General features: G+C 65.2%; 12 protein-coding genes. 7 read left to right on the top strand and 5 right to left on the bottom strand.

Features of this window, described 5'->3' with window-relative positions; all coding sequences use genetic code 11:
* Nucleotides 1–74: 74 nt before the first annotated feature.
* Nucleotides 75–1,346 (bottom strand): diaminopimelate decarboxylase, encoded by a 1,272-nt coding sequence (gene lysA / locus CPH63_RS18580; protein ID WP_197704441.1) that lies wholly within the window; start codon nt 1,344–1,346, stop codon nt 75–77.
* A 402-nt stretch (nt 1,347–1,748) separates the two neighbouring features.
* Between lysA and CPH63_RS18575 the strand changes: the two genes are divergently transcribed.
* Nucleotides 1,749–3,431 (top strand): APC family permease, encoded by a 1,683-nt coding sequence (locus tag CPH63_RS18575; protein ID WP_096304266.1) that lies wholly within the window; start codon nt 1,749–1,751, stop codon nt 3,429–3,431.
* A gap of 63 nt (nt 3,432–3,494) precedes the next feature.
* On the opposite strand, the gene CPH63_RS18570 is transcribed toward CPH63_RS18575, so the two are convergent.
* The gene (locus CPH63_RS18570; RefSeq protein ID WP_172892238.1) at nt 3,495–4,109 is read right to left on the bottom strand and encodes a QsdR family transcriptional regulator; all 615 of its coding nucleotides are present in this window, start codon (nt 4,107–4,109) and stop codon (nt 3,495–3,497) included.
* Between the two features lie 112 nt (nt 4,110–4,221).
* Complete coding sequence (locus CPH63_RS18565) at nt 4,222–7,518, bottom strand: glucodextranase DOMON-like domain-containing protein (RefSeq protein ID WP_172892237.1); 3,297 nt, start codon at nt 7,516–7,518, stop codon at nt 4,222–4,224.
* Between the two features lie 724 nt (nt 7,519–8,242).
* Between CPH63_RS18565 and CPH63_RS18560 the strand changes: the two genes are divergently transcribed.
* Nucleotides 8,243–9,823 carry an APC family permease gene (locus CPH63_RS18560; protein ID WP_096304264.1) on the top strand — a complete coding sequence of 527 codons (1,581 nt, stop codon included), beginning with the start codon at nt 8,243–8,245 and terminating at the stop codon, nt 9,821–9,823.
* A gap of 32 nt (nt 9,824–9,855) precedes the next feature.
* On the opposite strand, the gene CPH63_RS18555 is transcribed toward CPH63_RS18560, so the two are convergent.
* Nucleotides 9,856–10,554: a hypothetical protein gene (locus CPH63_RS18555; RefSeq protein WP_096304263.1), complete on the bottom strand. Its 699-nt coding sequence runs from the start codon at nt 10,552–10,554 to the stop codon at nt 9,856–9,858.
* Nucleotides 10,555–10,625: 71 nt separating this feature from the next.
* Nucleotides 10,626–12,053 (bottom strand): sugar porter family MFS transporter, encoded by a 1,428-nt coding sequence (locus CPH63_RS18550; protein WP_096304262.1) that lies wholly within the window; start codon nt 12,051–12,053, stop codon nt 10,626–10,628.
* A gap of 392 nt (nt 12,054–12,445) precedes the next feature.
* Between CPH63_RS18550 and CPH63_RS18545 the strand changes: the two genes are divergently transcribed.
* From CPH63_RS18545 to CPH63_RS18525, 5 genes are all read left to right on the top strand, one after another.
* On the top strand, nt 12,446–13,975 hold the full coding sequence (locus tag CPH63_RS18545) for an HNH endonuclease signature motif containing protein (protein ID WP_096304261.1): 1,530 nt from the start codon (nt 12,446–12,448) through the stop codon (nt 13,973–13,975).
* Nucleotides 13,976–14,022: 47 nt separating this feature from the next.
* Nucleotides 14,023–14,526: a GNAT family N-acetyltransferase gene (locus CPH63_RS18540; protein WP_096305278.1), complete on the top strand. Its 504-nt coding sequence runs from the start codon at nt 14,023–14,025 to the stop codon at nt 14,524–14,526.
* Between the two features lie 190 nt (nt 14,527–14,716).
* Entirely contained in the window at nt 14,717–16,564 is a 1,848-nt protein-coding gene (locus CPH63_RS18535; protein ID WP_096305277.1) for a peroxidase family protein, read from the top strand.
* Nucleotides 16,561–17,073: an ester cyclase gene (locus tag CPH63_RS18530; protein WP_157749646.1), complete on the top strand. Its 513-nt coding sequence runs from the start codon at nt 16,561–16,563 to the stop codon at nt 17,071–17,073. Before CPH63_RS18535 ends, CPH63_RS18530 begins: the two co-directional genes overlap by 4 nt.
* 7 nt (nt 17,074–17,080) lie before the next feature.
* Nucleotides 17,081–17,842 (top strand): hypothetical protein, encoded by a 762-nt coding sequence (locus CPH63_RS18525; protein ID WP_096304259.1) that lies wholly within the window; start codon nt 17,081–17,083, stop codon nt 17,840–17,842.
* Nucleotides 17,843–17,849: the final 7 nt, after the last annotated feature.

Below are 17,849 nucleotides of genomic sequence, written 5' to 3'. Positions count from 1 at the left end.
GGATGCCTGTGAGAGCCCTATCGGCACGGCTGGGGCTCAGCTGAGCCGGTGTGGTCTCTCCGCAGCAGCGGGTCTCATGACTGATCGCGGGCGAAGTAGTCCTCGAGCGTCTCGCGGCGCACCACTGCTCGGGCGTCCCCGTCGGCACAGAAGACCACCGGTGCTCGCATCGCGCCGTTGTAGTTGTTGGCCATCGTGTAGCAGTAGGCACCGGTCGCCGGGACGGCGATCAGGTCGCCCACCGCAGGATGGTGCAGTCGTACCCCGGAGCTGATGCGATCCCCGGACTCGCAGTGCCGCCCGACCAGATCGACCTCTTCCCCGGCAGCCCCGGCCACCCGGTCGACGAGCGCCGCCTCGAAGCGCTGGCCGTAGAGGGAGACTTCCAGGTTGTCGGCCATGCCGCCGTCCACGGCGACGATGGTTCGCTCGCCACGTTTGATTCCGACGATGCGGTACAGCGTGAGCCCAGAGCGGGCGACCAGGCTGCGCCCCGGCTCGATGAGCAGGCGTGAGGCCGCCGGCAGGTAGCGCCGGGCCGCGTCGGCGAGCGCGCCGATCCATTCCTCGACCTCGGGCGGGTCGTCGCTGTAGGTGTAGCGAACCCCGAGGCCGCCGCCCAGGTCGTAGGTGTCGAACTCACCGAGATCGGCGAGCACACGCACCGCCTCGGTAAATGGCTCGAGATCCATGATCTGGCTGCCGATGTGCGTATGCACTCCGGCCAGATTCAGGTTGGTGCTGGCCCGGATGCGCTTGATCGCCAGTCGGGCCTGTTCCGGCGGCAGGCCGAACTTCGATCCCTTCGCTCCGGTCGCCACCGCCTCGTAGGTGTCGGCTCTGACGTCCGGGAGCACACGGACGAGGACGTCCTGCCGGTCGCTGGCCGCGCGTTCCAGCCGGTCGATGTCGTCGTGGTTATCGACGACTATCAGACCGGCACCGGCCTCCACTGCCGTGTCGATCTCGGCCTGGGTCTTGGCGTTGCCGTGCACGACGAGGCTGGCCGCCGGCACACCACCTCGTAGGGCCGCAGCGAACTCACCCGGGCCGGCCACATCAACCCCGATACCCTCCTCGGCCATCAGCCGATACGCGGCGACGCACGGAAAGGACTTCGAGGCGAAGACGACCTGCGAGTTACTCCACTGCCCGCTCAGCGCTTCGGAGAATCGACGAACACGAGCTCGCAGCGCGCCCTCGTCAACGACATAAGCCGGGGTGCCGTAGCGCCGTGCGACGTCGTCGAGCGACACTGCGCCGATCGTCAGCCCGCGCTGCGGATCGATTGCCGCACCCTCGGAGAAGAGTCCGAGGATGTCCGGGGAGTCTGGCCGGCCAGACACCCGATCAAGGTCCGTTTCCTGGGTTTGCTCTATGCCTGCAGACACTATCTCAATGCTCATACCCGACTCTTCCCTACGTAATTTTCTCGTAGGTTCCGAAACATTCGCCGCCGCATCAATATGCAAGCCAGTGCGCCGCCCGGCGTGGCACTCACACGAATCTCGCCGCGTCGCGTGCCGTCCCGACCGCCCGCGGCTGCATAGTCCCTCCGCGGTGATGCATGCGTCGCCGGTTCGCAGACGAAGTTGAACGCAATGGAAACGCGGGTGAAATACCCAGAGTCACCCGGCGCGCCCGTTGGGTATTGACGACGGTGGCTTTTAGGTAGCAGAGTCCGAAATCGCGCCCACTTCAGCGCGGCGCGTCCACAGTGAGGACAACGCGATGATCGATGTACCGCGATGACCGATGTTCAGAGCACTGAGAGTCCTCGAGGCGGTGGGCTGCAGCGAACTGTCGGCTACTACGGACTGATGTTCGTCTCGCTCGGCTCGATCATCGGGTCGGGCTGGCTGCTGAGTGCCCTCACCGCCTCAGAGACGGCCGGGCCGGCGTCGATCATCTCGTGGATGATCGCCGTGGTGATTCTGACGGTGCTGGCACTCGTCTACGCCGAGCTCGGCGCGACCTACCCGGTCGCCGGCGGAACAGGTCGCTTCCCCTACTTCTCCCACGGTCCGCTGGCCGGCTTCGTCGCCGGCTGGACATCGTGGCTGCAGGCGGTGATGATCGCGCCGATCGAGATTCTCGGTGCGATCGCCTACGCCAACAGCCTGGCCTCGGTGCAGAAGCACTTCAATATGATCAATGAGACGGGCTCGAACAAGGGTCTGCTCAACGAACGCGGCCTGGTGGTGGCCGCCATCGCAATGGTGATCTTCACGGCCATGAACCTGGCCGGTGCGAAGTTCATGGCCGAGAGCAACGCCATCGTCGTCATCTGGAAGACGGCGATCCCGGTCCTCACCATCATCGTCATCGCCTCACTCTCTTTCCACATAGGGAATTTCCACGCTGGCGGCAGCTTCATGCCCTTCGGTATTCACGGTGTCTTCGCCGCGCTCCCACTGGGTGTCGTCTTCGCCCTGCAGGGCTTTGAACAGGCGGTGCAGCTGGCCGGGGAGGCGCGCGACCCCAAGCGTGATCTCTCCCGGGCGATCATCACCGCGATGGCCATCGGAGGTGGAATCTATATACTTTTACAGGTCGTCTTCATCGGGGCGGTCAACCCGGCCGACGTGGCCGACGGGTGGCTCAACCCTCTCGGCGGAAATGCGGCCACCGACCAGGGTGCCTGGCACACCTTGGCGCTCGCCGTCGGCGCCACCTGGCTGGCCGCCATGATCGTCATCGACGGCGTCGTCTCCCCGTCGGGAACCGGAATCGTCTACGTCGGAACCTCGGCCCGCCTCTCCTACGCCTTGGGCGAGGAGCGGGAGATGCCGAGCGCGCTCGCCCAGACCAACCGTCGGGGAGTGCCGGTCGTCTCGATCCTGCTGGCCTTCGTGGTCGGCGTCGCGGCCTTTGGCCCCTTCCCTTCCTGGAACAAGCTGGTCAACGTCGTCACCGGGGCGACCGCCATCATGTACGCCTTCGCCCCGGTCTCGTTGGCGGCGCTGAAGAAGCGTGACCCGCACCGTCATCGCACGTACCAGATGCCTTACTCCAACGTGCTGACTCCGGCCGCCTTCTGCTCGGCCAGTCTGCTGCTCTACTGGGGCGGGTTCCAGACCATGTGGAAGATCGATTGCGCCATCCTCGTCGGATTGATGCTCTTCGGCATCGGTATATCGGTTGCCGGCACCGACGCGCTGAGCATGCTGCGGCCGGCAGCGTGGCTCGGCCCGTGGCTGCTCGGCATGACAATAATCGGCAGCATTGGCCGCTACACCGGTGAACACAACGGTGTCAGCTCGCATACCCACCTCGCCGAGTGGTGGGACCTGGTCGTCGTCATCGGGTTCAGTCTGCTGATCTTCTACTGGGCGGTGAACTCCGCCATGACACAGGAGAAAGTGATCGCCGCCATCGAGCGGGACAAGCGCCAGCTCGATGACCCGGAGCAGCTCACGGTTTCGGCCTAGGCCTTCTGCCGGTAGTTCGCTCGGCCGGTAGTTCGCTCCGCCCGTAGTTCGCTCTGCCGGCAATTACGGGCGAATGCCCTCGATCAGCGCCTGCTGCAACCGGTTCGCGAGCTCCACGTCGGGCTGACGGGCGGCGAGCACGTCCGCGTAGAGAAAGGACTCGCCCATCCGCACGAGGGCATAGGCCAGTGCCCCCGGTTCGATCAGCGGGACGAAGCCGAGTTCGGCCATGTCCCGGCGCAGCAGTGCCTCGATGAAGGCGACGACACCGGTCTGCACCCGGCCCCGGGGGTCGGTCAGCACGCGAAGGGTCAGCGCCGGCTCATCATCGAGCAGGCGGCGCAGCCCCTGGGACTGGGTGACCAGCGAATTGAGATTCCGACCGGTTCCGGTGGTCAGCAGTGCGCCGTCGGGGCGTTCGGCCTCCCACTGGCTGGCCGCCAGCTGGAGGGTGCGTTCGGTGATGACCCAGAGCGCCTCGCTGAGCAGCACGTCACGGCTGCCGACGTTACGGAAGAGCGTGACTCGCGAAACGCCGAGTTCGTCGGCGATTCCCTGCATGTCGATACGACGACCCTCGAGTATCCAGCGGGCGGCCAGGTTGACGAAGCGGGCGGAACTCGGTCCTGGCGGGTTGGCACCGCCGGGCGATGCGGTTGACCGGGCGGCCGAGGACATCACGAGATGCGAACTCCAAGCAGCGACGAACGTATTGGGCCAAGGCGAATGTTACGTCTGGCCATATTGTGTCACAACGTGTGGTCTGTCAGACGGAAGAGCGAACTAACTTTCAGGGGATAGTGATGTCCTGCAGTACGACCGGAGTGTGCAGCACATAGTTGAGCTCATCCGACTGTGCGGTGCCGGTGGGGGTGAGGACATCCACCGCCTTCGGCACGGTGTTCGGATCGGCCGAACAGATCGGCGTGGCCTCTGCCGTCGCGCAGACTCCGAAGTTGTAGCCGCCGGGAGTCGAGGAGAATCCGCGCGTCTGGTCAGTGCCGTGGGTGCCGTCCTGCCCGGTGAGCACGACGGTGAATCCCCATCCGCTACCGGGTGTTCCGCCGAGGGCAGCTTTGTCGACGCTGAAGGTGACGTACCGCGAGATCGAGTTCGCGCTCGTCGTCACGTCCCCGAGGGTGGCGCCGCTGCTGTCCACGAAACGTTGGTTGCCGAAGCCCTGCGCCTCGATGAGCCGACTCCAGGCCGCCGCCGGGGCGAGCTGGTAGTTCATCCCCGGATAGGACGGACTGGTCGAGGTGGCTGCGGCTCCCGGCACATGGACGTAGACATCGTCGAGTTGGGCGCCATTGGTCGAGCCGAAGGTGGCCGTCAGGTCGCGGGTCTGGACCCTGAACGTCACCGTGCTCCCCGTGTCGTAGACCTGGAAGTTGGTGAGGTCGAAGGCGCCGGCGTGGAAGTCACCGGCCGTCGGGTAGGCATAGTTTCCCGGGCCATTGTCATCGCCGGTGGGATCGGCCTGCTCGAAGAGCAGCGTCCCGTTGACCGCGTCGTTGATCACCGATCGCACGACCTGAGCCGTACCACCGTTCGGTGCCGTGCTGCTGATCACCAGCACGTTGGTACCGGCCGCCGCGGTCAAGCTCAGTGAGAAGGATCCGTCGAGCTTCGCGGTGGCCTTGGCCGTGATCGTGGCGTTGTTGGCGTCGGTGGCGATCTCGGCCACGTCGATGGTGGCGCCGGCGACGGCGGTTCCGCTCACTGTGATCGTCTTGTCGACGGCCGTCGCGTCCAGCGGGCTGTCCACCTGCAGCGTGGTGCCCAGCTGCTGGTGGCTTACGTATCGAGCCTTGGTCTGGGTGGGCAGCTCTAGGTTGCGGCCGGCCACCAGGTCCGCGGTGAGTCGAACCTGCGCAGCCGAACCCCAACTCAGCGGGGAGGCCGATCCGTCGGCTTGACCGTTGACGAAGCCGATCGACGCCGTGGCCGGATCACTGCCGTAAGGGGAGGCCGGGAGGTTCGGCTTGTCCCAGACCTGCTCCGGGACGAGTCCCGGTCCGGAGTTCATCTTGTTGATGGTCGCCAGAATTGAGGCGGCGGCCGTCCGGTTGCCCTGCGCCAGGTACTGCTGGGCCCGTTCCGCGCCGAGGACCGGCCACGGATGTCCGGTTCCGGAGAAGTTGTTCGTCCAGGGGGCACCGTTCACGGTGCAACTGGTGTCGCTGGGAACGTAGCAGTCGCCGTAGCCATCGCCGTTGTAGCGCAGCCATCCGGGACCGCTACTGGTGCTCTTCTTCAGATTGGCGTCGGCTACGGCCAACGAATTGCTCAACGTCGGGTCAGTCGGTGACAGTTCGCCGAGGCGGACGTACTCCAGGAAGCCGAGATCCACCACATTCCGCTGATCCAGGGTCGGGCCGCCGTTGCCGAGGCCGTAGCTGATTGCGGCGTTCGGGTCGCCGGTCTTGGAGAGGCGGATGAAGTAGGGCTGACTCGACAGCGAGCCGGTCGAGGTGACTCCCCAGCTCTTGATACTGCGCTGGTACTGGTCGGCGGTGGCCAGCCAGATGCGCGCGTCGGCCGCGTCGCCGTGCACCTTGGCGATGCTGGCCGCAGCCACCAGACCGGCGATCTCCGCGGCGATCGTCGAGGGGGAGTAGCCGGTCTGCTCCTCCCAGCGCTCGACGCCGAAGCTCGGCCCGTGGCTGATGAGGAAGTTGGCGGTGGCCCGCACGTGCGGCCAGAGCACGTTGTCCGAAGCGAGCCCGGACTGCAGCGCCATCAGCAGCGGGTAGGCCGCTTCATCGAGCTGGATGTTGAACGAGTCCGGGGCTTTGGCGCCATCCAGCGTCGAATTGCGTGGCTGCGATCCGTCGGGTAGCTGGCTCTTCAACAGCAGATACCGCACGGTGGCCTGCGCGGTGGCGAGATCGCCGTCGGTGTAGAGCGCGGTCCAAGCCTCGTAGAGGTCGCGTCCGAAGACTTCGCGATACCCGGTGGAGAAGCCGGCGATCGACTGTCCCCACGGAGCGTCCAGGCCGGCGACGATGGCACCGGGGTAGGTCTTGTCCTCCGAGGCCTTCACCACGTTGGCGGATTGGTAGTAGTCCTTGAATGCGGTGATCAGCTGGGTGGTGCTCAGCCCGGGCACGATCGCACTCGGCACCCGCAGACCGGCGTCGTAGCCGAGCCAGCCGAGTTCGTAGCTGGCCGCCACTGCATTGACCGAGGCGTGCGCGGTGGCGGTTGCAGCGCCTACCGCAGCTACCCGGCTGGAGCCGAAGCCGAGCGCCAGGGTGAAGGCGCCACTGGAGTCGGTCTGCACTCCCGCTGTCTGTTCGATATTGCCGTTCGTCGCGGTCGTGTAGCGCGGGGAGAGCGTGTGCGAGGCGTCGAGTTCGGTGAGTCCGTCGCTGCTGGTGCCGACGAATCCGCTACTGACCGAGGTGAATGGGAGGTTGCCCCGCAGCGCCAGATAGCTTGGTGTCGCATACGCGTGGCCGGTCTGGCTCTGGGTGTCGTAGGAGACCGGGACCGCGGTAGCGGTGGAGGTGTCGATCAACGCCGAATCGCCCCCGACGTTGGTGCTGCCACCGCCGCCGGTGCCGCCGGCATTGGCGTCCAGGCGGACGTACACATGGTTGCCCCGGGCCGCAGTGGTGAGTGGCAGATAGCTGGTGTGCACCACCACGCTGCTGCGGGCCGGGTCGGTGAAGTAGTTGGTGATCAGCCGGTAGGCGCCGGACTTGGCGGTGGCCGTCACTGTGCAGAGCATCCCGGTCGGGTCCGCGACCGCGCGATAGGTCATGTCCCGGGTCTGCAGGTCGGTGAAGGTCTTGCCGTCGGTCACCAGGTACTGCATCGTCTCGACCTGAGTGGTGTCGACAGTTGGGGCGTAGACGTCGGAGAGGACGCCGTTGGCCACCGTGAACCAGACCTTGGAGGCGGTGTTACGCGCCGTTCCCACGCAGTCCTTGCGGGCCAGGCTCTGGTGGCTGGATGTGCCCGGCCCGTTTGGGGCGGCGGCCGGGGAGGCCGCGGTGGCCGAGGGGGCGGCGGCGACCAGTAGAGCGGCGGTGAAGACGAGCGGAACGGCTCCGGCTAGCAGGCGACGCGATCGGGGCACAGCGATCCTCCAGAAGCGTTTGTTGTGGACACACACAAATCATCTGTGGTCCACGTCACTACGCGCGCCGTCTGTTGTCAAGACCGCAGCGGTGTGGCCGAGCGAGAAAAAAACTTTCGGTTTCGATTTGACGTCGAATAGTTTCCGAGGAAACATTGTCCTTACGCGGTACCGGGGGGTACGGCAAATGCAGCACAGAGTTACTCGCACCAAGGCTGACTCGGGGGATGAGGCCTGAATGCGAAGAGTGTTCAGCGAAATTGGGGAATTCCGCTGGATACGCTGGGTGACGGATGCGAGATCGTATCGGGGGATTCGATCAAGTCCTGCACCTGTACGTAACGACATGTGCGCACACCGCAGCGGCAACGCGGCTTCGAGCCCTACTAGGTGCTCGAGGCCGCGTTCTGCTTTTCGGCTGCTTTCTTTGTGTAATCCGGGTGAAACATCAATCGTTGAATCTGTCGAGGCGAACCGAATTAGGCAGCGGTGCGCAGTCCGACTTCTACCCCGACGCCGCGGTCAGAACCGGCTACGACGCGACTTGCGGCGCCAACCCCTACAGCTGTCTCCATCGCCCCTCCAGGCCCTCCAGTCTCATTAGTTCCGCCAGCCCCTCCAGTCTCATCAGTCCCGCAGCCCTTCCAGTCCCGCAGCCCTTCCAGTCCCATTAACCCCTCCAGCCCCTCCAGCCCCATCAGCCCCTCCAGCCCCAGGAGAATGCATGACGCTCGCACCCCCAACCAACGATGTGGACGAACCAGCCGAGGCGCTGGCCGAGAAGGCCAAGTTGCAGAAGCACTTCGGCCGCGCCGATATCTTCTTCTTCCTGGTCTGCACCCTCGTCGGAGTGGACGGCCTGGGAACGCTGGCCACCGAGGGCGGCGCCGGGTTCACCTGGCTGATCGTGGCCGTCGTCCTCTTCGCCGTTCCGTCGGCGCTGATCCTCTCCGAGCTGGGTGCGGCATACACCGAGGAGGGTGGGCCGTACATCTGGGTCCGTCTGGCCTTCGGTCACCTCGCCGGGGCCATCAACAACTTCTTCTACTGGGTGACGAACCCGGTGTGGATGGGCGGGACTCTCGTCGGGACGGCCATCGGCGGCCTGACCGTCTTTATGAATGACGGCAACAGCTGGGGGACTACGCCGACGCTGATCTTCGGATTCATCTTCATCTGGGCCGGCGTGGTCTTCGCAATCCTCTCCTTCAAGGTCGGCAAGTGGGTAGCCACCATCGGGGCGATCGCGCGCTTCCTGCTGCTCGGCTTCTTCACCGTTCTGGTCATCGCCTACGGTGCGAAGCACGGATTCCATGGACCGCCGCTTCACGAATACCTGAAGCCGACCTATTCCAGCTTTGTGCTGCTGGTTCCGCTGATTCTCTTCAGCCTGGTCGGGTTCGAGCTGCCGAGCGCCGCCGGTGAAGAGATGGAGGACGCCGCAAATGACGTCCCAGCCGGCATCGCAAAATCGGTTCTCGCCACGGCGTTGCTCTACGGATTGCCGGTGCTGGGAATTCTCACCGTTCTTCCCGCGGCCCAGTCGACCGGCTTGGCTGGCTTTCCCGACGCCATCAAGCAGGCCCTGACCGTCTTCGGCGGAAGCGTCACGACGGCCAGCGACGGAACGGTGACCGCAACCCTGAGCGGCTTCGGAACGGTGATGGGTTGGGTGGCCGGAATTCTGGTGGCGATCATCGCCTTCACCTCCGGCTTGACCTGGATCATGGGGTCGGACCGAACGCTCGCCGTCTCCTGCTACGACGGTGCTGGACCGCGTAGTCTCGGCAAGTTTTCGGCTCGATTCGGCACCCCGCTGCGGGTGAATATCCTGTCGGGTGTGGTGTCGACCGCGGTCCTGGTCGCGACGGCGCTCATCACCGACGGCAACGCGTACAAGTTCTTCTCCGTCGCGTTGAGTCTGGCCATCTCGACGACCCTCATCTCCTACCTCGGAATCTTCCCGGCGGCCTGGGTGCTGCGGCGCAGACGTCCGAACGACACGCGCCCGTACCGGGCGCCGATGCTGGCGGCGATCACGATTCTCTGCTGCGCCGGAATCGTCTTCTGCACGATCCAGGTCCTCTTTCCCGGAGCGGGCGATGAGTGGTTCGGCGATGACTACCGCTTCTCCGACGACTGGGTACAGAGTGAGAAGTGGAGCTATCTCTTCACCGAGGCGGTGCCGCTGGTGATCTTCCTGGCGATCAGTGTGTCCTTCTGGTGGATGGGAAAGCGTCATCGCGAAGCTACGGCCCGCGAACTGGACGCCGGGCTACCGCTGGTGGAGCCGGCTCAGACCTGATCGAGGCTCTCAACATACTGCCGAGCGGCTGCTCAGCTCGGCAGTATGTTGATGACCCGGGCGAGCACAACCACGAGAACCCCGAGGGAAATCATGGCCTGTAGACCCATGAGTCCTTTGGCCCGCGGAGTCAGTGGATCTGCATCGGTCGGGCTGAAGGCGACGACGTTGGTGAAGGCCACGTAGAGGTGATCGGGGAAGCTCGGTCGCCAGCCGGGCGCCGACAGCTGCGGTGACACGGTCTGTGGGAACAGGAAGTCGGGGTACGGCGGGTCTTCGCTGACGCGCCCGGCTGGGCCGCCGCCGTCAAGCTGCCAATACAGCAGACCGAACGTAATCACGTTCGCGATCAGCACCATCACGCCGGCGACAAGCAGTCGCGCCGCGGTGAGCGGGGTGCTGTCCACCTGGCCGCCGTCCAGAACGAGCCACACCAGGCGGGCGGCGGCGGCGGTGTTGGCCGCGATCAGCAGGCCGAAGAGGATCAGAATGGTTGGCCGCGCCTGTCGGGGCACTGGTCCGGGCTTGGCGGCGATTCCGAGCATGACCAGGAAGGCCACGATCTCGATGATCGGAACGATCGCCGGCGGGCCCACGCGGTACCGGGACGGAACGAGAATCTGCGGCAGGATCGCTACGACGATCGCTACTAGCGGCCAGGTGTAGCTCTCCGGTTGCCGTTTCGGTCGCTCGCTTGCCGGCTGCTGATCCTCGCCACCTGTTGTCGCCAAGAGACCTCCCCGGAATCGCAGCCTCCATTCGGCTCATAAGGCGAGACTGCACTCGTGGCGTCTGTTCTGCTTCATCCGCTGGGGGTGATGGCGCCGACCTTTCCCGTCTCGGGGGCCGCCGTGCCGGAAGGATTCAGCTCAGCCTCGATCTGGCTGAGGGTTAGCCCGTTCGTCTCCGGAACCTTCTTCACGACGTAGATCAGCGACAGTGCGGTGACCACGGCATAGCTGATGAACGTTCCGGTCTCCCCGATGGCCGAGATGATCGAAAGGTATGAGACGGCGACGACGAGGTTCGCCGCCCAGTTGGACATCGTCGCGATCGACGCCGCCTGCCCGCGAACCCGAAGCGGGAAGATCTCGGCGATCAGCAACCACACGATCGGACCAAGGCTGACGGCGAATGCGCCCACGTAGAAGGCCAACGCGGCAGTGGCAAAGACCGCACCAGCACCGTGGATCCCGATCGCGAAGGCCAGGGCCAGGGCGACCAGCCCGGCGGTCATGCCAACCATGCCCCAGATCAGCAGCGGGCGCCGGCCCAGCCGGTCCAGGTAGCGGATCGCGACGAGCGTCAGCACTACGTTCACCACGCCGACCACGACCAGCGCGAGCAGCGAAGCCGAGCTACCCAGTCCGGCCTCCTGAAGTACAGTCGGCGCGAAGTAGATAACGGTGTTGATGCCGGTGATCTGCTGGATGATGGCCAGCGAAACGCCGAGAATGAGGGCCGGCCGGAGGCGGTTGTCGAGCAGTTCGCCGATGGAACCCTTCCGCTCTTCCTGGGCGACCTCGCGGATCTTCTCCACCTCGTCGTCTATCGCCTGCTCGCTGTCGCGCATGGTGGCGAGCACGGTTCTGGCTTCGTCCTCGCGATCTTGACGCACCAGCCACGCTGGGCTCTCCGGCTCCTGCAGGACGCCGAGTCCGAGGATGATCGCAGGGAGCAGGGCCAACCCCACGCTCACTCGCCAATCACCGTGGCCGGCCAGGAAGTAGGCCACTAACTGGCTCACCAGAATGCCTACGGTCACCGACAATTGGTTGAGCGAGACGAGCGCCCCACGTCGTTCGGGTGGGGCAATCTCACCGATGTACAGCGGGACGACGAATGACGTAGAGCCGACGCCGAGCCCGATGATGAAGCGGCTGATCCAGAACACCCAGAGTGCCGGCGCGAGCGAGGAGAGCAGCAGGCCGATGACGAAGACAATGCTGGTGATCAGGATCGCGCGCCGCCGTCCCAGTTGATCGGCGAGCCGTCCGGCGATAAGCGCTCCGACGGCGGCGCCGGCCAGCAGGATCGCGACGACCAACCCCTTCTGGAATGGGTTGGTGAGATTGAACTGGCTAGCGATGTTCGGCAGTACGCCACCGACGACTCCGGTGTCGTAGCCGAAGAGGACGCCACCGACCGCGGTGAGCGCGGCAGCTCGAGTGACGACGTTGCGATGCTGTTGCATCAGCCGGGTGCTGGTCTCTTGGTCCGACTGCGTCACGCTGTTCTCCTAAGTCCCCGTGCTCGATCATTCACGTGCTCGATCAGCACGGCGCTCGATCAGTCACGGTGCTCGGTCGCGTGACTTGGCGGCTGCTTCCTGATGGCTCGTTCCACCGGTCGCGCGACTTCTGGCAAAGCTGGGGAGGCGGTAGGGGGAGCGCCGCCTCCGTTTGCTTCCTTCCCATGGTTGTCTCGATTCAAACCGACGGGCGCTGGCTGCGCGCAGATGTGGATACTCCCGCCTACCTGTGGACAACCATCGCCGATTGTCGGTGGGGTGTTGTAGGTTCGCGGCGGGACCACTCCAGCCTTCTTTGATTGTGCGAATCACCTTAGTTTTATTGATGATTCGGGTTGTCATCGCTCACGTGTTCGAGTAGTGTCGGGGGCATGGTTGGAGGGCCTGAAGTCGACGCATCACCGAAAGTGGCTGCCCTGTTGGCGGCGGTCACGGCGGCGGTCGACACCCTGCTCGACGCCCCGTTGCCGTCGCTGACCTCCACTGAGTTGCTGGAACTGCTGCAGGGGTGGGAGACGCACCGCCGCCGTGAGGTTGCGGTGGAGCATCTGCTGCTGTCGGCGGTGATGGGACGAGGGGTGGCCGGTGAGTTCGGGTTCGCGTCCCCGCAGGCGTTGTTGGTGGGGGTGTTGCGGGTCGATCCGGGGGAGGCGAAGGCCCGGGTGCGGGCGGCGCAGGACTTGGGTCCGCGGACCGGTCTGACCGGGGAGGTATTGGAGCCGGTGTTCGGTGAGACCGCGGCCGTGCAGAAGACGGGGGTGATCTCGGCTGGGCATGCGAAGGTCATCACCACCACGCTGGACGGGTTGAGCGAGGACCTGGACTTTGAGCACGGGGCCCGGGTCCAGAGCGAATTGGTGGCCCAGGCCCGCTGGTTCACCCCCCGAGACCTCGCGAAGTTGGCGGCCCGGGTGGTGGCCCATCTGGACCCTGACGGCACCGCACCGTCTGATGCCCGGCAGCAGCGAAACCGGGGGTTCACGTTGGCCCGGCGCCCGGATGGGATGGTCATCCCGACCGGGGCGCTGACCCCGGCCTGCGGCGCCGCCTTGGAAGCGGTCCTCGACTGTCTCAGCGCCCCCACCCCCGCGACCCCCGCCCCGGCCAGCGACACCGGTGCCGGTGCCGGTCAGACCGGCACGACGGGCGGCGCGGCCGGCGACAGCGGCGGTGTCGGTGGCGGGGCGGTGGAGGCGGATCGGCGGACCCCGGCGCAACGCCGCCACGACGCCTTGCTGGACTCCTCCCTCCGGCTGCTGGCCGACGGTGGGTTACCGCCTAGTGGTGGGGTGCCGACGACGCTGCTGATCACCATGAGCGACGAACAACTGCTCACCCGCGAGGGTTACGCGAGCACCCCGCACGGGGACCTGATCTCGGTGGACGAGGCGCTGGGCTTAGCTGATCAGACCGAAATCATCACCACGACCCTGAGCCGCACCGGTGGGGTGCTGGACGTCGGACGAACGAAACGCTGCGCCACCCCCACGATGCGGCTGGCGTTGTTCGCCCGAGACCGTGGCTGCTGTTTCCCCGGCTGCACCATGCCCGCGACCTGGACGCAGGCCCACCACGTCACACCCTGGCAAGACGGCGGCATCACCGCAGTGACCAACACCTGCCTACTCTGCGGATTCCACCACCGGACATTCCAGAAAATGGGCTGGCAGGTCTACATCAACGACGGCATCCCCTACTGGATCCCACCACCCTGGATCGACCCGACCCAACAACCCGTCCGAAACACCCAACACCACCCACCCCCCATACCGATCGGCACCGAGCCCGTCGGTGCTGGCGGCGACGGCCGGCCACCGCCGGGCGTGCGGTCGGATGACTCGAATGACACACAGTCCCTCAGTTCGAGCCCGGCCGACGAGATTGAGAATGGTCTGCCATGAATCACAGAGAGAGGATCGTGACCACTAGTGAGGGGGCGAGCAGCCCTATCCTGCGCGGCGAGCGAGTCTGTCTGCGGCCGGTGACCGCGGCTGACGTTCCGGCGCTGGCTGCGATCCGACGGACACCAGAGGTCCGTGCGCGCTGGCGGGGCGGCGAAGACATGGTCACCGCCGTTCAGGATGATCGCGACGAGCCCGATTCAACGCCGTTCGTCATCGACGTTGGGAGAGCGGTCGCCGGCTGGATCCAGTGGTCGGCTGAGACCGAGCCGGACTACCGGCATGCCTCGATCGACATCTACCTCGACCCGACGTTGCACGGCCAGGGGTTGGGCGCTGATGCCGTACGCACGCTGGCCCGGCACATCATCGGCGAGCATGGCCATCACCGATTGGAGATCGACCCGGCCGTCGCCAACCTGGCGGCGATCCGCTGCTACTCGAAGGTCGGGTTCCGCCCGGTCGGGATCCTGCGACGCAACGAACGTGACAGCGACGGCAGCTGGCACGACTCGCTGCTGATGGATCTGCTCGCCGACGAGCTCACTTGACTCGGCCGGCACTGTCACGCGGGTACGTCGCGGAGCCGCTGACCGTAGACGAGACGAGCGCACAGAGAGATACTGCGTGTGACCGAGCTCACTTCGAGTCCCAACTGACCTCGCTGCGCCGGCTCGGTGCGTCGATGCGGACGAGTGATCCCAAGTGCAGGTCTATCCGTGAGTGCGGAATGGAGCGGTCATGAGTGACACCGAAGAGACCACTGGCGAGAGCACATCGGATCGGCCGGAGAAGCCAGGTTTTTTCACCCGTGCCTACGACAGCGCAGCGGAGGCGGTTGACCGGAAGGTCGGATGGTACAAGCTTCCCAAGGCTCTAGGACTGCTCGACCTGATCGGAATCCGCAATATTCTCAGGGAGAAGAACCTCTACGACACCTCCCGTATGCCGGCGGTCAATCCGGTTGAGCCACCGCCATTCGACGAGGCGTTCCGAACCCAGCGCACCTTCGACGGCAGCTGGAACGATCTCGAACATCCCGAGATGGGTATGGCCGGCACCCGATTCGGGCGTAACGTGCCGATCGCTGACACCTGGCCCACTACCGACCGGATCCTTGAGCCCAACCCCCGCGAGGTGAGTCGCCGGCTGATGACCCGCGGCGACCTCATCCCGGCCGCGGGCGGCAACGCGCTGATCGCGGCGTGGCTGCAGTTCATGATCCACGACTGGTTCCGGCACGGCACCAGTCCGAAGGACAACCCGTGGGTGCTCCCGGCCGTCGCCGGCGACGATTGGCCGACCCCGCCGGTACAGGTCATGCGGACCCCGGTCGACACGACCATGCCGCCTGACTCAGACCAGCCGCCGACCCACGTCAACATCCTCACCCACTGGTGGGACGGATCGCAGATCTACGGCAACAGCCTCGCCGAGCAGGAGTTCCTCCGCAGTCACGAGGGAGGCAAATTGAAGCTGGTCAACGGCCTCCCACCGATACCGGACGACCCCACCAAGAACCCGACACTCTCGCCCGGCTTCTGGCTCGGCCTAGGGATGCTGCAGACGCTCTTCGTCCACGAACACAACAGCATCTGCGAGATGTTGAGTGAGGCGTACCCAGAGTGGGACGACGAGACGACCTTCCAGCGCGCTCGTCTCATCAATGCCGCCCTGCTCGCCAAGATCCACACCGTCGAGTGGACGCCCGCGGTCACCGCGCACCCGACCGCGGTCACTGCGCTGCACGCCAACTGGTGGGGATTGGAGGGTAAGAGGCTGCATGACGTCTTCGGACGACTCAGCAAAGACGAGGCGATCTCGGGGATCCCCGGCTCCCAGACGGCGGACTATGGCGTGCCTTTTGCTCTCACCGAGGAGTTCGTTGCCGTCTACCGCATGCATCCGCTGATTCCGGATCACTTCGACTTCCGATCGGCCACCGACGATGCCGCCACCATCGGTCCCAAGGAGTTCGATGAGCTGAGCGGACCAGCCGGCGCGGACGTGCTGCGCGACAACGCCCTCACCGACCTCATGTACACCTTCGGCACCATGAATCCGGGTCTGGTCACGCTGCACAACTTCCCCAAATACCTGCAGACCTTCAAACGACCGGACAACGGAGAGCTCATGGACCTAGCCGCGGTCGACATCCTGCGCAGCCGGGAGTTGGGCGTACCCCGCTACAGCGAATTCCGGCGGCTGCTGCACCTTCCGGTCCCGGAGAGCTTCGACGACATCACCAGCAACAAGGAGTGGGCCGCCGAACTCAGCGACGTCTACGGCGGTGACCTGAGCAGCGTCGACCTGATCTCCGGGATGTTCGCTGAGGACCGGCCGGAGGGATTCGCCTTCAGCGACACGGCGTTCCGCATCTTCATCCTGATGGCCTCCCGACGGCTGAACAGTGATCGCTTCTTCACCACGCACTTCACCGACGAGGTCTATACGTCCGAGGGAATGGAGTGGATAAAACAGAACACCATGCTCGACGTGCTGCGCCGACAATGTCCGGAGCTCGTCCCGACCCTGCAGGATCTACCCAACGCCTTCGCGCTCTGGAGCCGGCGGGGTGCGGAGCAATGACCGCCGTCGACCCACGGGTGGCGATCGTCAACGAGCACATGCGCCTGGAGAACGCCTACGACTTCCCCGGCTGCACCGGCGTCTTCGGCCACGCCAAGTACGAGATCGTCGCCGACGGCGAACTCTACGACGGTGCCGCGCGAGTGCAGGACTTCCTCGGCCAGAACCACGGTGCATTCCCGGACTTTGCGTTCATCCCGACCCGAGTCTCGCCGACGACCGACGCTGTGCTCGTCGAAGGGAGATTCACCGGCACTCATCTGGGCAACTGGCGCGGCCTGCCCGCCACTGGTCGCAGGGTGGACTTCGCCATGTGCCTCATCTTCGAGTTCGAAGGCGACTCGATGGTCAACGAGAAGGTGTATTTCGACCTGAGTTCCCCGCTGCGCCAACTCGGTGTCGCCGACGATCTGAACTCCTTTCGCGGGAAGTTCAATCTGGTGATCACCCATCCGCTGGTGCTCATCAAGGCCCTGCTGCACAAGCTGACGCACTCCTCGAAGAAGTAGTAAGCCGATGAGCGTTCTCGCGACCATCGTCTACACCGCGCTGCTGGCCTGGGGCTTCAGTGTCGGCGTCCGGCAGATCTATCAAGCCCATCGGCGACCGACCCAGTTGCTGAACCCGCTCTTCTCGAACCAGATCGCCATCCGGATGTTCACCCTGCACATCGTGGTGGTCACCGGCGATCTCTTCATCGTCGGCCCGTGGGCGCTCGCCCACAAGAGTCCGCTCTGGTACTGGGGTGGGCGGATCGCCCTCTTCATATCGGCACTGCCGATCGCGGCGTACCTCAACCGCAATCCCCAGTCCTTCGGGTGGTTCATCGGTCGCTGGGTGACCTTCCGCAACTTCTTCGAGTACACCGTGCATGTGGTGGTCGCCGCGATGGCGATCAACTGGTTCCACTACTACATCCTGCTGTGGTGGCTGGTCGCCTACCGCTACCTGGACGTCGGACCGCGGCGAGCCCTGCAGAAGCTCTACAACACACCGGAGAAGCGGGCCGCTCGGCCCTGGGGTCAGGCTCTCAACTGGGGCGTCATAACAACGATCTACGTGCTGACCTTCCTAGCCGTCTACAACCGCCAGATCATCTGGGCCAAGGTGCCGGACCCGAATCGCGCCACCCACGTACCGGCACACTGGGAGACGGCAGTCGTCGTCGGCGGCAATCTGGTGCTCGCGCTGGTCACCTGGATCAACACACGCCGCTACACCGACTCGATCCTGGCCGAGAACGGCGTCACGCTGAAGGTGACCGCCAGCCGCCCGTAGTGCTTCG

The sequence above is a fragment of the Jatrophihabitans sp. GAS493 genome (genome assembly GCF_900230215.1).
Taxonomy (GTDB): Bacteria; Actinomycetota; Actinomycetes; order Mycobacteriales; family Jatrophihabitantaceae; genus MT45.
Note: the sequence above shows the minus strand (reverse complement) of the source record. Positions and strands in the feature narration are given on the sequence as shown.